General features: G+C 60.2%; 22 protein-coding genes. 11 read left to right on the plus strand and 11 right to left on the minus strand.

All coding sequences use genetic code 11. The annotated features are described in order from the left end of the window. Positions 1–6: 6 nt before the first annotated feature. On the plus strand, positions 7–972 hold the full coding sequence (locus tag PspS34_RS21670) for a hypothetical protein (protein ID WP_154860385.1): 966 nt from the start codon (positions 7–9) through the stop codon (positions 970–972). Between the two features lie 120 nt (positions 973–1,092). Continuing rightward, positions 1,093–1,410, plus strand: a complete 318-nt coding sequence (locus tag PspS34_RS21675; RefSeq protein ID WP_007998876.1) for a helix-turn-helix transcriptional regulator — start codon at positions 1,093–1,095, stop codon at positions 1,408–1,410. 144 nt (positions 1,411–1,554) lie between these two features. Here the strand turns inward: PspS34_RS21675 and PspS34_RS21680 are convergent, their stop codons facing one another. Then, a complete protein-coding gene (locus tag PspS34_RS21680; protein WP_154860386.1) occupies positions 1,555–2,613 on the minus strand; it encodes an MBL fold metallo-hydrolase in 1,059 nt (352 codons plus the stop codon). A gap of 215 nt (positions 2,614–2,828) precedes the next feature. Here PspS34_RS21680 and PspS34_RS21685 point away from each other — a divergent pair, with 215 nt between their 5' ends. Next, complete coding sequence (locus PspS34_RS21685; RefSeq protein ID WP_154860387.1) at positions 2,829–3,440, plus strand: TetR/AcrR family transcriptional regulator; 612 nt, start codon at positions 2,829–2,831, stop codon at positions 3,438–3,440. Between the two features lie 119 nt (positions 3,441–3,559). Here the strand turns inward: PspS34_RS21685 and PspS34_RS21690 are convergent, their stop codons facing one another. Next, on the minus strand, positions 3,560–4,501 hold the full coding sequence (locus tag PspS34_RS21690) for a LysR family transcriptional regulator (protein WP_057716571.1): 942 nt from the start codon (positions 4,499–4,501) through the stop codon (positions 3,560–3,562). Between the two features lie 15 nt (positions 4,502–4,516). Between PspS34_RS21690 and PspS34_RS21695 the strand changes: the two genes are divergently transcribed. Beyond that, complete coding sequence (locus tag PspS34_RS21695; RefSeq protein WP_154860388.1) at positions 4,517–5,221, plus strand: CTP synthase; 705 nt, start codon at positions 4,517–4,519, stop codon at positions 5,219–5,221. Further along, complete coding sequence (locus PspS34_RS21700; RefSeq protein ID WP_154860389.1) at positions 5,221–5,544, plus strand: antibiotic biosynthesis monooxygenase; 324 nt, start codon at positions 5,221–5,223, stop codon at positions 5,542–5,544. Before PspS34_RS21695 ends, PspS34_RS21700 begins: the two co-directional genes overlap by 1 nt. Before the next feature lie 142 nt (positions 5,545–5,686). On the opposite strand, the gene PspS34_RS21705 is transcribed toward PspS34_RS21700, so the two are convergent. After that, complete coding sequence (locus tag PspS34_RS21705; RefSeq protein ID WP_154860390.1) at positions 5,687–6,013, minus strand: DUF2025 family protein; 327 nt, start codon at positions 6,011–6,013, stop codon at positions 5,687–5,689. Positions 6,014–6,224: 211 nt separating this feature from the next. Here PspS34_RS21705 and PspS34_RS21710 point away from each other — a divergent pair, with 211 nt between their 5' ends. Both PspS34_RS21710 and PspS34_RS21715 read left to right on the plus strand, forming a co-directional pair. Next, on the plus strand, positions 6,225–7,349 hold the full coding sequence (locus tag PspS34_RS21710; protein ID WP_154860391.1) for a glycerophosphodiester phosphodiesterase: 1,125 nt from the start codon (positions 6,225–6,227) through the stop codon (positions 7,347–7,349). A gap of 253 nt (positions 7,350–7,602) precedes the next feature. Beyond that, entirely contained in the window at positions 7,603–7,908 is a 306-nt protein-coding gene (locus tag PspS34_RS21715) for a PepSY domain-containing protein (RefSeq protein WP_154860392.1), read from the plus strand. Between the two features lie 60 nt (positions 7,909–7,968). Here the strand turns inward: PspS34_RS21715 and PspS34_RS21720 are convergent, their stop codons facing one another. Beyond that, entirely contained in the window at positions 7,969–9,594 is a 1,626-nt protein-coding gene (locus PspS34_RS21720) for a methyl-accepting chemotaxis protein (RefSeq protein ID WP_154860393.1), read from the minus strand. A 271-nt stretch (positions 9,595–9,865) separates the two neighbouring features. Between PspS34_RS21720 and PspS34_RS21725 the strand changes: the two genes are divergently transcribed. Then, positions 9,866–10,888, plus strand: coding sequence for a transporter (locus PspS34_RS21725; RefSeq protein ID WP_154860394.1), 1,023 nt, complete (start codon positions 9,866–9,868; stop codon positions 10,886–10,888). Between the two features lie 71 nt (positions 10,889–10,959). Here PspS34_RS21725 and PspS34_RS21730 read toward each other — a convergent pair whose 3' ends face one another. Continuing rightward, on the minus strand, positions 10,960–11,394 hold the full coding sequence (locus PspS34_RS21730; RefSeq protein WP_154860395.1) for a multidrug/biocide efflux PACE transporter: 435 nt from the start codon (positions 11,392–11,394) through the stop codon (positions 10,960–10,962). 90 nt (positions 11,395–11,484) lie between these two features. On the opposite strand from PspS34_RS21730, the gene PspS34_RS21735 reads away from it, so the two are divergent. Further along, positions 11,485–12,339 carry a LysR family transcriptional regulator gene (locus PspS34_RS21735; RefSeq protein WP_154860396.1) on the plus strand — a complete coding sequence of 285 codons (855 nt, stop codon included), beginning with the start codon at positions 11,485–11,487 and terminating at the stop codon, positions 12,337–12,339. Between the two features lie 204 nt (positions 12,340–12,543). Here PspS34_RS21735 and PspS34_RS21740 read toward each other — a convergent pair whose 3' ends face one another. From PspS34_RS21740 to PspS34_RS21750, 3 genes are all read right to left on the minus strand, one after another. Further along, on the minus strand, positions 12,544–13,779 hold the full coding sequence (locus PspS34_RS21740) for an RNA polymerase sigma factor (RefSeq protein ID WP_154860397.1): 1,236 nt from the start codon (positions 13,777–13,779) through the stop codon (positions 12,544–12,546). Between the two features lies 1 nt (position 13,780). Then, positions 13,781–14,125, minus strand: coding sequence for a YciI family protein (locus PspS34_RS21745; RefSeq protein ID WP_057713581.1), 345 nt, complete (start codon positions 14,123–14,125; stop codon positions 13,781–13,783). 66 nt (positions 14,126–14,191) lie between these two features. After that, positions 14,192–14,617 (minus strand): nuclear transport factor 2 family protein, encoded by a 426-nt coding sequence (locus PspS34_RS21750; RefSeq protein WP_154860398.1) that lies wholly within the window; start codon positions 14,615–14,617, stop codon positions 14,192–14,194. Positions 14,618–14,758: 141 nt separating this feature from the next. Here PspS34_RS21750 and PspS34_RS21755 point away from each other — a divergent pair, with 141 nt between their 5' ends. Next, complete coding sequence (locus tag PspS34_RS21755) at positions 14,759–15,244, plus strand: GNAT family N-acetyltransferase (RefSeq protein ID WP_090457375.1); 486 nt, start codon at positions 14,759–14,761, stop codon at positions 15,242–15,244. A gap of 153 nt (positions 15,245–15,397) precedes the next feature. On the opposite strand, the gene PspS34_RS21760 is transcribed toward PspS34_RS21755, so the two are convergent. From PspS34_RS21760 to PspS34_RS21770, 3 genes are all read right to left on the minus strand, one after another. Further along, a complete protein-coding gene (locus PspS34_RS21760) occupies positions 15,398–15,886 on the minus strand; it encodes an N-acetyltransferase (RefSeq protein WP_154860400.1) in 489 nt (162 codons plus the stop codon). Between the two features lie 97 nt (positions 15,887–15,983). Next, complete coding sequence (locus PspS34_RS21765) at positions 15,984–16,469, minus strand: GyrI-like domain-containing protein (RefSeq protein ID WP_090457378.1); 486 nt, start codon at positions 16,467–16,469, stop codon at positions 15,984–15,986. A 66-nt stretch (positions 16,470–16,535) separates the two neighbouring features. Continuing rightward, on the minus strand, positions 16,536–17,198 hold the full coding sequence (locus PspS34_RS21770) for a LysE family transporter (RefSeq protein WP_057713576.1): 663 nt from the start codon (positions 17,196–17,198) through the stop codon (positions 16,536–16,538). A gap of 139 nt (positions 17,199–17,337) precedes the next feature. On the opposite strand from PspS34_RS21770, the gene alaC reads away from it, so the two are divergent. Next, positions 17,338–18,555: an alanine transaminase gene (alaC, locus tag PspS34_RS21775; protein ID WP_057713575.1), complete on the plus strand. Its 1,218-nt coding sequence runs from the start codon at positions 17,338–17,340 to the stop codon at positions 18,553–18,555. Positions 18,556–18,682 lie beyond the last annotated feature (127 nt).

An 18,682-nucleotide genomic window follows, 5' to 3' on the forward strand; every position in this document is an offset into this window, starting at 1 on the left:
CCCGTCATGAAATTCGACCTCGCCTACTGCCTCAGCCTCAACGACAAGTTGTCGATCTATGACGTTCGGGATCTGAATTTCGACGAGACGATGGCGTTCGATTCGGCCAAGGAACACTTCCAGTGCCCCAACGATGCCTGCCGTTTGGCGTTCGATGCGACCAATGAGCTGGGTACGTTCAACGCGAAGAATGTGAATTACGTGCGCACGCCGCACTTCAAGAACCTGCCGAGTACGCGGCATGTCGAGGGCTGCCCTTATGTCAGCTTGAAGACGCCTGCGTCGGGTGTGGATGAGACGGAAACGGATGACAGCCGCGAGGAAAATTTCCCGTCGGAATTGTTACTGACTCGGCGTGAATATGTGCGTAAGCCGTCCAGCCCGAAGGTCGCGGTGGACGGGGTGCGGGATGAGTCGCTGACGCCTTCGGTGGCAAGCAATGTCGAGCAACCGGGCAGAGAATCGGCCCCGGACAAGACCAGCGTCTTCGCCCATCCGGTGGAGTGTTTCGTGTCGAACTTCGACGACAAGGATTTGCTCAAGCGCGTGCCGCTGAAGATTGGCGAGAACACCGCGCCCTACGGGTCGTTTTTCAAGAAAATCGAATACCTGCAGGACAACAAGGGGCTGATTTACTGGGGCAAGGTCAAGGAGATCAAGGACTACACCCAGAGCTTTCGCATCGATTTCGAGAAGAAGGTCTGGTTCGAGAAAAAGCCTTACTCGGTCAATGTCTACCTGAGCAAGAAGCTGATCGACAGCTATCGCAAGCGCAAGGCGTTCCTGGAAGAGATCAAGCACGCCATCGAGAGCGGGCGGGAGTTGTATTGCTTCTTTTATGGGGTGACGCCCGAGCTGAAGCAGGTGCCGAGCAAGAAAAACCCCGAGCAGACGTTCGGGGTGTTCAGCGCCAACATCGAGAATCTGGATCACTTTATCGTGCGGGAAGCGCCGGGGTTGGCGGGCAAGTAAGCGCAGCACCGTTCGTCTGTCTGAAAAGACAAATCAAAAAATGCGTTTGATCCGGGCTCAAAACAACTGTACAAAAACACAGTATATTTTGAACCAACACTCTCGAGCCCGGAGAACACCATGGCCTCTCAAGCGATGAAAATCACCCTGGAACGTATCGCCCTCTTCCAATTCACCCCGGCCCACTGCGCCCAGGCCCGAGCGATGCTGGGCTGGAGTGTGGAAGAGCTGTCGCGGGAATCCCGGGTTTCGGTGGATGCCATTCAACGCTTCGAGGCACGCCAGGAGGTGCTGGATGTCACGCGCCTGGCGCTGGCCTATCGGTTCGAATCGGAGGGGTTGGTGTTCTTCCCTGGGTTTGCGCCGGGTCGAGGGATGAATGTGAAGGGGTCGACGCCGAATCCGGTTGGGCGAGCGGATTTTGCGATGGTGGAGTGAGCCAACTCACTGACTGACGATAAATGGCCCCCTGTAGGAGCGAGCTTGCTCGCGAAAAACACCTGGACAACGCGATCATTCAGACAGCACGCGTTATCGTTAACGTCCATCGCGAGCAAGCTCGCTCCTACAGGGCCCATCACTCTACGCGTTATGAGCGACCACCCGATCACTCTCCCCTTCCACCGCCAACCACCACGCCCTACCACGCTGCGGATGCATCAGGTTGAACGCCTCGCCCATCTGCGGCGTGGTGATCGATACGTTGCGTTCCCAGGCCAGGGCCAGGATGCGGTCGAAGGGTTCGTACCAGGCGTGCATCGACAGGTCGAACGTACCGTTGTGGATTGGCAGTAGCCAGCGGCCCTTGAGGTCGAGGTGGGCTTGCAGGGTTTGTTCGGGTTGCATGTGCACGTGTGGCCAGTCGACGTTGTAGGCACCGGTTTCCATCAGGGTCAGGTCGAATGGACCGTACTGTTCGCCGATGCGTTTGAAGCCGTCGAAGTAGCCACTGTCGCCGCTGAAGAAGAGGCGTGTGTCGCCGTCGATCATCACCCACGAGGCCCAGAGGGTGCTGTTGCTGTCGAACAGGCCACGGCCGGAAAAGTGCTGCGACGGGGTAGCGATGAACTGGATGCCATCGACTTCCGTGCCTTGCCACCAATCCAGCTGGCGGACTTTGCTCGCGTCGATGCCCCACTTGATCAGGGTGTCGCCTACGCCCAGCGGGGTAAGGAAGTGTTTGGTCTTGTCCGCGAGCTTGAGCACGGCCTGATGATCCAGGTGATCGTAGTGGTCGTGGGACAGGATCACCGCTTCGATCGGTGGCAATTCTTCCAGGCTGATCGGTGGCTGGTGGAAACGCTTGGGGCCAGCCCATTGTACGGGCGAGGCACGCTCGGCGAAGACCGGGTCGGTGATCCAGAATTTATCGCGCAACTTGAGCAACACCGTGGAGTGGCCCAGGCGATAGACGCTGTGGTTCGGCGCTGCGATCAGCGCGGCTTGAGTCAGGGCTTGCACCGGGACGGGCGCGCTCGGGCGGGTGTTTTGCGGTTTGTGGAACAGCACGTTCCATAGGACACCCATGGTTTTGCCAAAGCTTAAACGTTGAACCGGCGTAAAGTTTTGATACTGCCCTTGAGCCTGTCGGGATGCTTCAGGTGTGGAGGCGTTGTCCGCCGGGGAGTTTGAATTGGCCATGACTGAATGACTCCAGAAAAACCGCGCATCACGCGACTTTCCGTTTTGGGACGATAAATGGCCAAAGCACGCACGCATCAGCCGGACTTTCTATTTTTGCTGGGCAGGGTTAACAAAACATTACACTGCACAGTGTAGTTTCTAGGTTGCATCAAAGTCGACGACAAGTAAACTACCGAGTGTAATTCTCCCCTTTTTCCTGCCGAAGCGTACTTATGACAGCTCCACAGCGCCTGACCGACCGAAAACGCCAAGCGATCATTCAAGCTGCGATCAATGAATTCCGTGACAACGGTTTCGAGATCACCAGCATGGACAAGATTGCTGCCACTGCCGGTGTGTCGAAGCGCACGGTGTACAACCACTTCCCCAGCAAGGAAGAGTTGTTCGCCGAGATCCTCAATCAATTATGGACCCGGGTGACGGCCGAACAGGAAACGGCCTACCGTCCCGACCTGCCGTTGCGTGAGCAATTGCGCGGATTGCTGATGGCCAAGCTGCAAATGTTGGGCGATGACAATTTTCTCGACCTGGCGCGGGTGGCGATAGCGGCGACGATTCATTCGCCGGAGCGGGCGCAGGATATGGTGGCGCGAATGGGCGAACGCGAAGAAGGGCTGACGGTCTGGATTCGTGCCGCTCAGGCCGATGGTCGGTTGAAAGTTATTGCCCCTGATTTTGCCGCACAACAGGTGCAGGGGCTGCTCAAGTCGTTTGCCTTCTGGCCGCAGATTTCCATGGGCAAACCAGGCTTGTCACCCGAAGAACAACACCAGGTGGCAGACTCCGCGCTGGACATGTTTCTGGCCTGCTATCAGTTGCAATAAATGACAAGTTCGACGGCGGCGTCGAAGGATCGATGGCTCTGATTTGAATGACGCGATGTGTTTCAGAATGAAACCGGCACTGAGGCTTTAGTGAGCTTCAGCCAGGAACCTGAACGGTTTCACGGCAGTTTCAGCGCCCGCCCCAACTCATCGAACAAGGTAACCACTGAGCGCAAGGCACGGCAGTCGGGACGGGTCAGCAGCCACAGCGCGGTGTCGTATCCGTGCAGGGGTTCGCTCAGCGGCTGTAATCCGTCGCCGATCAAAAAGTCCGGCAACGCCGCTACACCCAGGCCGGCCCTGACCAGCTCGGTCACCGACAGCATGCTGTTGCAGCGATAGCCCGGCGTTACCCCCGGCAAGGCCTGGCGACGCCAGGTAACGGTCGGGTGATCAGGCAGGAAGTCATCCGGGGCTATCCAGGTCAATGAGGCCAGGTCAGGGGTATTGACCGATTGCAGGTATCGCTCGCTGGCACACACGCGATAGGAAATATCCGCCAGCCGCCGTCCCACCAGATGCTCCGGTGGCGTGCGGGTCAGGCGCAGGGCGATATCGGCATCCCGACGGCTGAGGTTGGCAAAATCATTGGATGTGCTGAGCTCGAGCGTCAGCGCCGGATAGTTCGGCATGAACTGCGCCAGCGCCGGCAACAGCAAACCTTGCAGGACCGAATCGGTACAGGTCAGGCGCACGATGCCGCTGATCACTTCTCCGCCCTGCTCCACACCGATGCGCGCCGCCTCCAGAGCCTGTTCAGCGCGCTCGGCCTGTTCAGCCAGGGACTGCGCCAGGGTGGTGGGCAGGTAACCGGCGCGGCTTTTTTCGAACAGTTGCTGACCCAGTGCACCCTCCAGCCGGCGCACCGCTCGAAACACCGTCGAAACATCCACCTTCAACAGTTGCGCTGCCCGGGCCAGAGAGCCGCCGCGTACCAGCGCGAGGATCAGGGCCAGGTCCGGGTAGTCCAGTCGATAGTGCGTCGCTGCATTGATCACTTGGGAAAATGCCAATATTGAGTGCGTGAGCGCCAATCTATAGTGGGCACCAGCAATCAACAAGTGCAGAGGCCCCACATGGAAACCCGCCCGATTCGCATCGCCCTGATCGGCGACTACGACCCGCAAGTCACCGCCCACCAGGCCATTCCCGTCGCCCTCGAAATGGCCGCTGAACACAGTGGCCCGAACGTGCAATGGCAATGGCTGGCCACCGATGACATCCACGTCGAGACACCGCTGCACACATTCGACGGGTTCTGGTGTGTGCCGGCCAGCCCTTACCGGAGCATGGACGGTGCATTGCTGGCGATTCGCTTTGCCCGCGAACAACGGCGACCTTTCCTCGGCACCTGCGGTGGTTTTCAACACGCGGTGCTGGAATATGCGCGCAACGTACTGGGCTGGTCGGATGCCGAACACGGCGAGACAAATCCCGATGCCGCGCGGGCGCTGCTGACGCCACTGTCGTGTGCGCTGGTGGAAGCGGTCGATACGATTGATTTGCTTGAGGGTTCGTTGCTTGCCAAGGCGTACGAAAACACCGAGATTCGTGAAGGCTATCGCTGTCGTTTTGGTGTGAATCCTCAGTTCGAAGGGGAGTTGCTCAAGCGCGAACTACATGCCGTCGGCCACGATTCGGAACACGAACTGCGGGCGGTCGAACTCAGCGGTCATCCGTTCTTTGTCGCGACCTTGTTCCAGCCCGAGCGGGCGGCGCTCAACGGCGTATTGCCGCCGTTGGTTGGCGCCTTTGTCGAAGCCTGTGCGGGGCGCTCGTAATGATGGCCGATACGCCAGCTGCGCCTTATTACGCGGTGATCTTCACTTCACTGCGCACCGAGGGTGACCAGGGTTACGCCGAAGCGGCCGAACGGATGCTGGAACTGGCCCGCGAACAGCCGGGGTTTCTCGGCGTGGAATCGGCGCGGGGCGAGGATGGACTTGGGATTACCGTATCGTACTGGGCCAGTGAGGCGGCAGTCCTGGCGTGGAAGCATCATCCTGAGCACAGTGCGATTCGCGAGCGTGGGCGCTCGACTTGGTATGCGCGGTGTCATACGCGGGTGTGCAGGGTTGAGCGGGCCTACGAGTTCAGTCTGTAAATGATGTGGTGTGCTTGTGGTCGCCTTCGCGGGCAAGCCCGCTCCCACAGTGTTCTGTGTCGGGTACATTTCTTGTGTACACCCAAGATCCCTGTGGGAGCGGGCTTGCCCGCGAAGAGGCCAGAACAGTCACCGCAAAAACTCACCCCCGAACCAGACTGCGAACCGCCGAAATCTCCGGCACTTCCCGCCGGTTCATATACACCCGCAACGGCTCGGTGATGTTGATCCGGTCATCGATGTTCTGGTCCAGCAGCAGCTGGATCAATTCACGCTTGAGCGTCATGACCTGCCCGGGCCCCGCGGCCCAGACGAATTCGCTGACAGGGATGATGCCGTCGTCCGCCACGTCCATGCCAAACGAGTCTTCGCTGAAGCGCACAATGTAGTGCCCGGTCTTGCGGTTGAGGCCGACGAAGCCTTTGAGTTGGTCGGCAGCCTGGCAGATGAGCTGGGAAGTGATGCGCATGGTAAACCCCGCAATGGTGATCGTTGGTTTGCACGCAGGGCCTGCGTTTCCCTCTGCCGGGGAAATTGCAGGGCCTCAGCGTACTGCATACGGGCGCACAAAAGCGCTGACGAAAATCAGCTTTCGACAGGTTTGTGTCGGTCTGGTGATAGCGTCTGCAACGATGAGTTGTTAAAAGGGACCGCTCACTTATTGCGAAAGGATCTCGACCATGCCCACAACCTTTACTAAAAGCGCCCTGTTACTGAGCCTGTTGCTCGCCCTCGGCCACGCACAGGCCGCCAGCGAACCCGGTCCCGCGGCACTGGCGACCCGCTTGGACATTCCGCATCCAGCGGTGATCGCCCACCGTGGCGCATCGTTCGATGCCCCGGAATCCACCGCCGCCGCCTACAAGACTGCCCGCGACCTGGGCGCCGACTACCTGGAACTGGATCTGCAGCGCAGCAAGGATGGCGTGCTGTTTGCCCTGCACGACAACAATCTGCAACGCACCACCGACGTCGCCAGCAAATTCCCCGAGCGCAAGGACAGCCCCGCCAATGCGTTCACCATGGCCGAACTGAAAACCCTGGACGCGGGCAGCTGGTTCAATGCCGCGTACCCGGATCGGGCACGTCCCGCCTTCGCGGGCCTGAAGATTCTGACCCTTGATGAAATCATCGACATCGCCGAGGGCAACAGCCTGCACAAGCCCGGCCTGTACATCGAGACCAAGGAGCCCAAGCAGTTCCCCGGCATCGAACGCGACCTCAAGGAAAAACTTCAGGACCGGGGCTGGCTGAGCCCGACCGCTTCGAAACTGGCAAAAAACGAGCTGGCGGTCGGCCAAGGCAAAGGCAAGGTGGTCCTGCAGACTTTCGAGAAGAGCAGCCTCGAACTGCTGCAAAAAGAGATGCCGACGGTGCCGAAGATCCTGCTGTTGTGGGTCGGTGAAGGCAGTATTGAACCCCAGTCCAAGGTGACATTTGCCGAGTCCGGCGAAAAGGATAAAGCCGCTTACTACGCCAAACAGCAACCGAAGGACAAAGCCGAGTTCCAGCACTGGGTCGACTACGCCAAGGCCCAGGGCGCCATCGGCACCGGCCCGTCCGCCGCACTGACCCAGGGTGGCGACCAGAGCTACTCGGATCTGGTGCAACCCTGGATGAACCAGTACACCCACGACCAGGGCCTGCTGGTGCACGTCTACACCATCGACGATGCGGTGGACTACCGGAAAGTCATGGACGCCGGTGTCGACGGCATTTTCACCAATCGCGCCAGTGAGTTGTTGAAGTTCTATAAACGCCCGGCGGCGAGTGTTGCGCAGGTGCTACAGAACAACGGGTATTGATCCAGAATTGCGCAAAACCTGTGGGAGCGGGCTTGCCCGCGAAGGGGCCATCAGTTTCAAAATCCACGTTGACTGACACTCCGCTTTCGCGGGCAAGCCCGCTCCCACAGGTTATGCGTGTGCCAGCAAAATTTGCGGCGAACACACATTCCCACAGGGATTGATGCAGGACATGTAGAGGGATTTAAGGGTGGATTAAGTTACACAGGCTAACCTGATCTCACTTAAACAGATCACCCAAGGAAAGAACCCCATGAAGACCCTGACTGCTTTGTTTACCGCTGCAGCCCTGACCCTCACCGCCGGCCTGGCCCAGGCCGATGTGCGAGTCGATCAGATCCCGCAACTGGTCAAGGAAGGCAAGATCAAGCCACTGGAAGACTTGAACAAGATCGCGCTGGATCTGCATCCGGGTGCAACGATTACCAAGACCGAGTTGGACAACCACTTCAACGGTTACGAGTACGAAGTTGAACTGCGTGACGCCAAGAACATCGAGTGGGACGTGGACATCGATGCCTCCAACGGCAAGGTCCTGGAAAACAAACAGGACACGTAATCCCCAAACAGACAAAAGCCGCACGATGGGAACATCGTGCGGCTTTTGCGTTTTCGGGATTCAAGCGCTCAGGCGCGCCGTCACCTCGTTCAACTGCCCCGACAAGCCGTGCAGGTTGGTACTGGCCGCTTCAGTGCGCTGCACGTTGTCCAGGTTGGTGCTGGCGATGCTGGTGATTTCGGTGAGGTTGCGCGAGATGTCTTCGGCCACCGAGGTCTGCTCTTCGGCGGCAGTGGCGATCTGGCGGTTCATGTCGCGGATGGCTTCCACGGCCAGGGTGATGCGTTCGAGCATGGCGCCGGCCTCCGTCACTTGCTGCACGCTTTGTTCGCTGCGCGACTGACCGCTTTCAATCGCCTGGGCCGCTTCGATTGCACCGGTCTGCACGGTCTGGATGATCTGGTTGATCTCGATGATCGACGCCGCCGTGCGCTGGGCCAGGCTTCGCACTTCGTCGGCCACCACAGCGAATCCGCGCCCGGCCTCACCGGCGCGGGCCGCTTCGATGGCCGCGTTGAGTGCCAGCAGGTTGGTCTGTTCGGCGATCCCGCGAATCACCTCCAGAACCTTGCCGATGCGTCCGCTGTCGGTTTCCAGTTGGCGGATGACCGTGGCGGTGTTGGCGATTTCGCCGCGCATCTGGGTGATGGTGTGGATGGTGCCCTGCATGACTTTTTCGCCCTGCTGGGCGGACTGGTCGGCATCGTCGGCGGCCCGGGCGGCTTCGGCGGCATGCCGGGCCACTTCCTGTGCGGTGGCGGACATTTCGTTCATCGCCGTGGCCACCTGATCGGTGCGGTTGAACTGCTCGTTGGTGCCGCCGGCCATCACGGTGGCGATCGAGTTCAACTCACCGCTGGCGCTGTCCAGGTCCGACGCACTGCGCTGCAAACGGCTGAAGGTTTCGGCGAGGAAATCGCGCAGGGTGTTGGCGGCCATAGCCAGTTTGCCCAACTCGTCCTGACGGATGCTGGCCACGCGCTCGGCAATACGCCCCTGGCTGAGTTGCGCCACGTATTCGATCAGTTTGCGGATCGGCTCGACCAGGTTGCGGTTGACCAGCCACAAGCTCAGCAGGCCGATCAGTACCCCCGAAACCAGCATCACGACCAGCCCCAGCAACACCGTGCGCTCGGCACTGGCGCTGATCAGTGTCGATTGCTCGGCGCCCTGCTTGCGCAACTCGCTGACCAGTTCACTCATCTGATCGCTGGTTGCGCGGTCTACACCCTTGACCGCCCCGTCGCCCGCCGCAGGGTCACCACCGGCGGCCACGAACGCGTCCCGCCCCTTCTGATAGGCCGCGCCCAACTGGCGATGTTCGTCACGCAAGCGCTCGATGCGGCTCTTGAGTTGCGGCTCGATACCCTTCTGCGCGGCCAACTCACCGAGGATGTTTTGCACATCGCGCTGACGCCCCTCGAATTGCCCCCAGTACTTGCTCAGGTCAGCCGGTTGTTTGCCGCGCAGCAGGACGTTTTTCCATTCCTGCACCTGCACCTTGAATTGCAGGTTGGCTTCATCGATCAATTGCGAGGTGTGCAGCGGGCCTTCGATCAGATTGGCGTAGTTCTGCACGCCGCTGGACAGGAAGTGAAAGCACGCCAGGGCGATCAACAGCATCGCCAGCAGGCTGCCGCTCAGCAGGGCGAGAATTTGTGCTCTCAGGGACTTTTGCAAAAGCATCGCAGGGTACTCATGACAGGAATGAGGCACGCCCGTTAAGGCGTGAAAAGTGTCTGGACATCCCTGTCTGCGGTCCCGGCCGAGGCCTGCGGCACGCAACTTAACCCAAGCGTGATCGGCTAGCCAGAGCGGTTCTTGAGAAAATCCCGACCGCCGGTAGAACAATTTTTTGCGTTGTTTTCCTGTCACAAAAACGTCATTCCCGCTTGCGATGATGCCGCTCAAGTGAACCTGTAAAACACGTGACAGGCGCCTCCCCTTGCGAGTCCTCATGAACCACAGCATCGATCAAAGCCATCGCGACACGGATCTGTTCGGCCTGCTTTACGGTTTCAGTTTTCGCCCCGGTGAGGCCGGTCGGGAAATCAATTCCGCCGAGGCCTTGCAGTACCTGCAACAGCCGCAAAGCGATGAGCAATTTCTCTGGCTTCACCTGAACCTCGCCCACGCCGCGTGCGAGCGCTGGATGAAAAGCCATTTGGAGTTGCCCGAGGAGTTTTTCGAAGCGCTGCATGAAGGCTCGCGTTCGACACGCATCGAGCATGTCGACTCCGCGTTGCTGGCAGTGGTCAACGACGTGGTGTTCAACCTCAGCAACATGGTCTCGTCGGATGTCTCGACCCTGTGGGTGTGTGCCCGCAGTCAATTGATCATCAGCGCCCGCCTGCAACCGCTGCACTCGGTGGACAAATTGCGCTCGTCGGTGAAGGCCCGGGAGTGCTTTCGCTCCCCGCTGGAGCTGCTGGTGCATTTGCTGCGCGACCAGGGTGAAGTGCTGACCCAGATCGTGCGCAAGACCAGTCAGAGCGTGGACCAGATCGAAGACCAATTGCTGTCCTCGCGCCTGTCGACCAACCGCGCGGAACTGGGCGCCAATCGCCGGGTGCTGGTGCGATTGCAACGGCTGCTGGCGCTGGAGCCAGGCTCATTGCTGCGCCTGCTCAACCGGCCGCCGCAATGGCTGCAAAAGGAAGACGTGAAGGAGCTGCGCAAATCCACTGAGGAGTTTGCGCTGATCATCAACGACCTCACGGCGCTGGGTGAGCGGATCAAGCTGTTGCAGGAGGAGATCGCCGCCAACATCAACGAACAGACCAACCGCACGCTGTTCACCCTGACGGTGGTGACGGTGCTGGCGCTGCCGATCAACATCATCGCCGGTTTCTTCGGCATGAACGTCGGCGGCATTCCGCTGGCGGATGACCCGGAGGGCTTCTGGATCCTGGTGGCGCTGGTCGCGACCTTTACCGTGATCGCCGGGCGCTGGGCGTTTCGCAAGCAGCAGGATTATTGAGTCCCCGTCATCACCTGACACACTGATCAACTGTGGCGAGGGGGCAAGCCCCCTCGCCTCAAAAACGGCACTCAGCAAACCTCGCGAGTCACCAGCATCCGCTCCCGAACCACGTCATACACCCAGTGGTAGACGTAGGTGTACGGCAAGAAGAACAGCAGCACACCGATATCCAGCAAGAACGCCTGCCACAGGCTGACATTCAGCCACCAGGCGATCAGCGGCACGCCGAGGGCGACCAGTCCGCCTTCGAACAACAGCGCATGCACCACGCGGACCCAGGCGTTGTGTGCGATGGCGAGGCGCTTGAGCAGCCGATCGAACATACCGTTGAAGACCACGTTCCAGGCCAGGGCCAGGCCGGCGATGAGGACGGTGACCATGCCCATTTCCAGCATCGGTTTCTTCATGATCCAGGCCAGCAATGGGGTACAGATCAGGATGGCCAGCAGTTCGAAGCCGATGGCTTGAAAAATACGTTCAGTGATGGATTTGTTGGCGCTCATGGCCGAACTCCCTTGAGTGACTGTGGTTGCCATGATCCATCAGCACACCGATACTTCATAACCAATAACCATCGATCAAGGCGATAGTTCGTGGCCTCTCACGAAGTGTTACTGGCGTTTGTCGAAGCCGCGACCCAAGGCTCGTTTTCCGCCGCGGCGCGCAAATTGGGCCGCAGTCAATCGACCATCAGTGCGGCGGTGGCCAGCCTGGAAATCGACCTGAACCTGACGCTGTTCGACCGCAGCAGCCGCAAGCCCGGCCTGACCCCGGCCGGACACGTCATGCTGCAACGGGCCGAAGACATCCTGGCCGCCACCAGTCGCCTGGAAATAGCCGCCAGCCAACTGTCCCAAGGGGTGGAAGCGAAGCTGACGGTGGCGCTGTCCGATACCTATCAGTCGGACCGCTTCGAAGCCGCCCTCAGTGCCTTCGAGCAGCGTTACCCGGACCTGGAGCTCGAGTGTCTGATCGCCGAATGCGACGACCTGATGTCCCTGGTGCAAAGCGGCCGGGCGCAGATTGCCTTCGCCGAAATGCAGGACAGCTACCCGCCGGACCTGGTCAGTTCGACGGTGGACGAACGCACGGAAATCGCCTTGTTCGTGTCCTCGACGCATCCTTTGGCGACGTTGGACCACATCGACCGGGACGTACTGCAACAGCACCGTGAGCTGCGCCTGGCCACCATCATCAATCCCTATGAGAGCCGGGCGAAGGGCCGCGTATGGTCGGCGCCGAGTTATCTGATGCTGCTGGAAATGGCCCAGGGCGGATTCGGCTGGGCGCCGTTGCCCCGCTGGCTGGTCGAACGGTTCGGGCCCGGTACGTTGCAGGAACTGGTGGTGCGCGGCTGGCCGAAAACGGTGTCGGTGGATGCGTTGTGGTCGCGGCTGAATCCGCCGGGGCCGGCGGGGAGCTGGTTGCTGGGCAAAATGCTGGAGTGAAGGTCCTTCGGCCCTTATCGCGAGCAAGCTCGCTCCCACAGTATCGAGCACACCATCAATCCCTGTGGGAGCTGGTTGCTGGGCAAAATGCTGGAGTGAAGGTCCTTCGGCCCTTATCGCGAGCAAGCTCGCTCCCACAGTATCGAGTACACCATCAATCCCTGTGGGAGCGAGCTTGCTCGCGATGAGGTCAGAACGGTCGCATCACTCCAACGCCTTGAGCCGCTCTTCGATAAACCGCCGCTCCGGCTCCTGTCGGGTCAACGCCAGCGCCCGTTCCCATGCCGCCCGTGCCTCCTGCTTGCGACCCAGTTGCCAACAGAATTGCGCCCGCGCCGAATGCGCCAGGTGGTAGTCGAGCAGTTCTCCCCGCTCCAGAATGGCGTCGACCAACGTCAGCCCCGCCAGTGGACCATCGCGTTGCGAAATCGCCGCCGCACGATTCAACTCGATCACCGGCGACGGCACCGCCCGCAGCAGGACGTCATACAGACCGACAATCTGCGGCCAATCGGTTTCCCCCGCCGTCGGGGCTTCGGCGTGCACCGCCGCGATCGCCGCTTGCAGGCAATAAGGTCCGAATCGTCCCATGGTCAGCGCCCGCTCGACCAGCGTGCAGCCTTCGCGGATCAACCCGGCGTCCCACAGCGAACGGTCCTGTTCGTCCAGCACAATCAGCTCGCCGCTCGCCGAGGTCCTGGCCGGGCGGCGCGACTCGTGCAGCAGCATCAACGCCAGCAAGCCCATCACCTCCGGCTCCGGCAACAACTCCACCAGCAACCGGCCGAGGCGGATCGCTTCGCGGGTCAAATCCTCGCGGATCAGTTCTGCCCCGATGGACGCCGAGTACCCCTCGTTGAACACCAGGTAAATCACCCGCAATACACTGTCCAGGCGCTCGGGTAGCTCAGCGAGTGTCGGCACTTGATAAGGGATTTTCGCATCGCGGATCTTCGCCTTGGCGCGCACGATGCGCTGGGCGATGGTGGCCGGGGCCGAGAGAAAGGCCCGGGCGATTTCTTCCGTGGTCAGGTCGCAGACTTCCCGCAGCGTCAGCGGCACTTGTGCGTCGGCCGCCAGGGCCGGGTGGCAGCAAGTGAAGATCAGCCGCAGGCGATCGTCTTCCACGTCTTCATCACTCCAGTCGGCCTGCTCCAGTTCCTCCAGTTGCGCGATCAGCAAGGGCTGCGACGCGGCAAAGCGTGCGCGCCGGCGCAGGGCATCGATTGCCTTGAAGCGCCCGGTGGACACCAGCCAGGCCCGCGGATTGTCCGGCACGCCGTCACGCTGCCAGCGTTCGACCGCGATGAAAAACGCCTCGTGCAAGGCCTCTTCGGCGAGGTCGAAATCCCCCAGCAAGCGAATCAGGGTCGCAAGAATCCGCCGCGACTCTTCGCGATAAACCCGCTCGACCTGCGCCTGAACCGGCAGCCCCGGCATCTTAAGGATTCAACTGCCGAACGGGGCGCACTTCGACACTGCCGACCCGGGCCGCCGGAATGTTCCCGGCGACCTGGATGGCTTCGTTGAGGTCCTTGGCATCGATCAGATAAAACCCGGCCAGTTGCTCCTTGGTTTCAGCGAATGGCCCGTCGGTGATCGACATCTTGCCGTTGCGCATGCGTACCGTGGTGGCGGTCTGCACCGACTCCAGCGCCTCGGCGGCGACCATCCGGCCACTGCCCTGGATCGACTCGGCATAGGCCATGCACTCTTCGTCCTTCGGGCTTTCCGGCAGCGAATGCAGCAACCGCTCATCGCTGTAGACCAGGCATAAATACTTCATCACGCTCTCCTTATCGAACGATCAACTATGGCCGCTGATTGGCATTCTGGCTCGGCTTCCCGACGATCAGGGCTTGAGGTCGAATAGCGTCGCGCCGCTGGTCATGTCGAACGGCGCCGACCAATGTTCGTGGACAATCTGCCACAGCCCGGCTTCCTGCCGATAGCAAGCGGTGGCGCGCATCCAGCAGGACTGGGTTTCGCCCTTGTCGTTGGTGCCACCGCAATGTGCCAGCCAGTGAGCGAAGGCAATTTCCTGGGACGGCTCGATGGTGATTTCGTGGAATTCGAAGATGTGCGGGCCGGGGCACATTTCCATGCAGGCCTGCCAATGCGCGCGATACGCCGGCTTGCCTTTGAATTGCAGGGCCTTGACCGCGTCGAAGGAGACGATGTCATCGGCATACAGGGCCATGACTTTTTCAATGTCCTTGGCCTTGACCGCCTGACGATAGTTCTCGATGAGGTTCTGGATCTGGGTTTGCGAGTTCATGGTGGTTCTCCGTGTTTTTTATAGTGAAGACACCCTTAGTCGTCTGGCGATCCGGTGAATCGACAGGTGAAATAAAAATAATCCGGGAAAGCAAACTCGCTAGAATCCGAGGCTCATTTGTGATGGAAAAAGGACACTCCCGTGACAGCCCGACTCGTGCCTTATGAAAGCCTGAATGCGCTGCAGCGCCAACAGGTCGAGGCCATTGAAGTGCATTCGGAACAGATCAGATTCTCGGGTGACATCCACGGCGCCTTGCACACGCTGTTGTCCAAGCCCGGCCCCGGCGTCAAGGGCTTCGCCCTGCTGGCCGAGGATGTGCCCGTCGCGTTCCTGCTGCTCAAGCGCCCGCCGGTGTTGCCGGCCTGGGCCGATGAGCACAGCGCCACGCTGCATGCGTTGCAAGTCGATCAACGCGTCCAGGGCAAGGGCTACGGCAAGGCCTGCCTGCAAGCGCTGCCCGAGGCGGCGCGCCTGGCCTGGCCGGAAATCAGGGGGCTGGAGCTGTCAGTGGATGCCGACAACGAAGCCGCCATCGCCCTGTACGCCAGGTTTGGCTTTGTCGACAGCGGCGAGGCGTACAAGGGCCGGATCGGCTATGAGCGGCGGATGGGGTTGGTGTTTTGACTGCGCGTTAGTTTTTTGCAGACATTACTGACACAACACCGACCCTGTGGGAGCGGGCTTGCTCGCGAAAGCGGTGTGTCAGTCAATAGAGATGTCGAGTGTACCGGCCTCTTCGCGAGCAAGCCCGCTCCCACAGGGGATCCTGAGTGTGGCTTACAACGCCAGCACCATCTCATGCCACGCCATACCGCCATGGTCCGAGGCCGAGGGTTTTACGTAGGCAAAGCCGAACCCGGCATACAACGGAATATGCCGTTCCTTGCACATCAAGTTGATGGTGACCTTGCCCATCCCACGCATACGCTCGATGAACTCGCCCATCAGCAGTTTGGCCAGGCCTTGGCCCTGATAATCCGGGTGCACCACCACCGACATGATCACCACATGCGGCCCGGCCGGGTCGTGGCCGATCAGTTCCTTGAACGCCTCGTCCGACATTTCCACCTGAAACGCCGCCCCGGAATTGATGAAACCGGCCACTGCCCCGTCCACTTCAGCGACGATAAAACCCTCGGGCCAGGTGGCGATGCGGGTGGCGATTTTCTCGCGGGTCGCGGCTTCGTCACCTTCATAGGCAAGGGTTTCGATGGCAAAGCAGCGGTCCAGATCGGCGGGGGTGACGTTGCGGATGACGGTGTTCATGGCAGCTCGGGATCAGCATGGGAAAGGCTGGGGATGATAAATCAGCTGCTGTGGGACATCGAGAGACGAATCGGCTGATCCGCCTCTCGTGCAGGTGTCATGCCTTGATCGGCAGCCAGATTTCCAGCTTGCCGGTGTTGAGTTTGGGGTTGAAGTCTTCGCTGTAGCGCTCGAACTCCGGAGCCGCCAATAGCTCGTGGCCGGACTGCGGCAGCCACGTGCCATGGATGTACTGAAAGGTTTGCGGCAGGGTGTCCAGCGGTCCTTTGTGTTCGAACACCACGTACTGCTGCGGCTGAACTTCTACCCAGCGGTAGGTTTCGGGCAAGTCGTCGAGCTTGCTGATCTCGACCCCGGCGATGTAATCGAAGCCGCCCTTGCCGTCGAAATTGCAGCAGACACCGTAGGTGACTTCGCCTTTTTGGCCCGGAATATGGCCCAGATGCGGGATGAGTTTCTCCCAGAGTTCGGGAATGCCTTGAACGGATTGTTGGGTAAATGTTCCGCCAAGCCCTGCAATCAGCAGGAAGTGTCCGTGTTCGAAGCGTGGCTCCGCCAGTTCGACGCGTGTTTGCTCATCCATGGCTCAACTCCTGGAGCAAAAAGTGGGTTCGGCTGGGAGTATAGAAGCCAAACCCGATTCGCCCAATTACAGGGCGTGCAATTGCTCGACGGCGCCTGAACCGACAAACTCGTTATAGCCAGATAGAATCACGTAGACCGCGAAATAGCAGAAGATCGCTGCCGATGCCATGTAGGAGTAACGCAGTAACTTGTCGCCGAGCAACTTGCCGCCGTGGCTCGCAGCAAAGCACAGCCCGACACACCAGAGAATCCCTGCGCAGAGAAAACCGCCGAGAAACAGCGCCGAACTGAGGGCGCCACCGCCGCCGGAACGGGCGATCAGCGTGCCACCCACCGCAGCGAACCAGAGAATCGCGCTGGGCGACGACATGGCCAGGAAGATCCCGCGAAAGAACTCCTTGCGATGGGAGTTGTGCCCCACCTCGGCCGATTGCGCCAGCACCGCTTCGTGGTGAATCGCCGAATAGATCATCTTCGCCGCGAAGTACACAAGCAGCGCCGAGCCACCGATCCACAACACCCAGCGCACGGTTTCGTATTGCAGCAACACGGTCATGCCAGCCAGTGCCAGTACCGCGTAGATCAGGTCGCCGACACAAGTCCCCAGCCCCAGCGCAAACCCCTGGAAATAGCCGCGCTGCATGGCCAGGGTGATCATCGCGATGTTGGCCACGCCGATATCCAGGCACAGCGAGAGGCTCAGCAAGAAGCCGCTGGTAAATTCCATCGAACCCTATCCTTCGGAAAAATTTGTTTACATTGAGGCTGGACAGTCTGCCACAGCTGCCCTTACATTCCGCCACAGGTCACCGTAGTGACCAGCGTCGCTCGGACGGTTCCGGGCGCTTACGTTATCCGAGGCAACAATGGCCGAACAAGGTTCGCCGCGCCGCTTTGCGCGCATAGATCGACTCCCCCCTTACGTTTTCAACATCACTGCCGAGCTGAAGATGGCCGCCCGTCGTCGTGGCGAAGACATCATCGACTTGAGCATGGGCAACCCCGACGGCGCCACGCCGCCGCACATCGTCGAAAAACTCGTCACGGTGGCCCAGCGCGAAGACACCCACGGCTACTCGACGTCCAAGGGCATTCCGCGCCTGCGCCGGGCGATTTCCAACTGGTACAAGGACCGCTACGAGGTCGACATCGACCCGGAAAGCGAGGCCATTGTCACCATCGGTTCCAAGGAAGGCCTGGCGCATCTGATGCTGGCCACCCTGGATCAGGGCGACACCGTGCTCGTGCCCAACCCGAGCTACCCGATTCACATCTACGGTGCCGTGATTGCCGGCGCCCAGGTGCGGTCGGTGCCGCTGGTGCCGGGCGTGGATTTCTTCGCTGAACTGGAGCGGGCCATTCGCGGTTCGATCCCGAAGCCGAAGATGATGATCCTCGGTTTCCCGTCCAACCCGACCGCCCAGTGCGTGGAGCTGGATTTCTTCGAACGAGTGATCGCCCTCGCCAAGCAGTACGACGTGCTTGTGGTACACGACCTGGCCTACGCCGACATCGTCTACGACGGCTGGAAAGCCCCGTCGATCATGCAAGTGCCCGGGGCCAAGGACATTGCGGTGGAGTTTTTCACCCTGTCCAAGAGCTACAACATGGCCGGCTGGCGCATTGGCTTCATGGTCGGCAACCCGGAACTGGTCAATGCCCTGGCGCGGATCAAGAGCTACCACGACTACGGCACCTTCACTCCGCTGCAAGTGGCGGCCATCGCTGCGCTTGAAGGCGATCAGCAATGCGTGCGCGACATCGCCGAGCAGTATCGGCAGCGGCGCAATGTGCTGGTCAAGGGTCTGCATGAACTGGGCTGGATGGTGGAAAACCCGAAAGCGTCGATGTATGTCTGGGCCAAGATTCCCGAGGCCTATGCGCACCTGGGCTCGCTGGAGTTCGCCAAGAAACTGCTGGCCGAAGCCAAGGTGTGTGTCTCGCCGGGCGTCGGGTTTGGCGAGTACGGTGATGATCACGTGCGCTTCGCGCTGATCGAAAACCAGGACCGGATTCGTCAGGCCGTACGCGGGATTCGCGGGATGTTCAGGGCGGATGGGCTGGCACCGAAAACCAACGCCTGACACATATCCCCTGTGGGAGCGGGCTTGCTCGCGAATGCGGTGTATCAAACAACATCTTCGTTTACTGATACGACGCTTTCGCGAGCAAGCCCGCTCCCACATTTGTTCTATGTTCACCTTGAAATCG

The organism is Pseudomonas sp. S34 (assembly GCF_009866745.1).
Lineage (GTDB): Bacteria > Pseudomonadota > Gammaproteobacteria > Pseudomonadales > Pseudomonadaceae > Aquipseudomonas > Aquipseudomonas jessenii.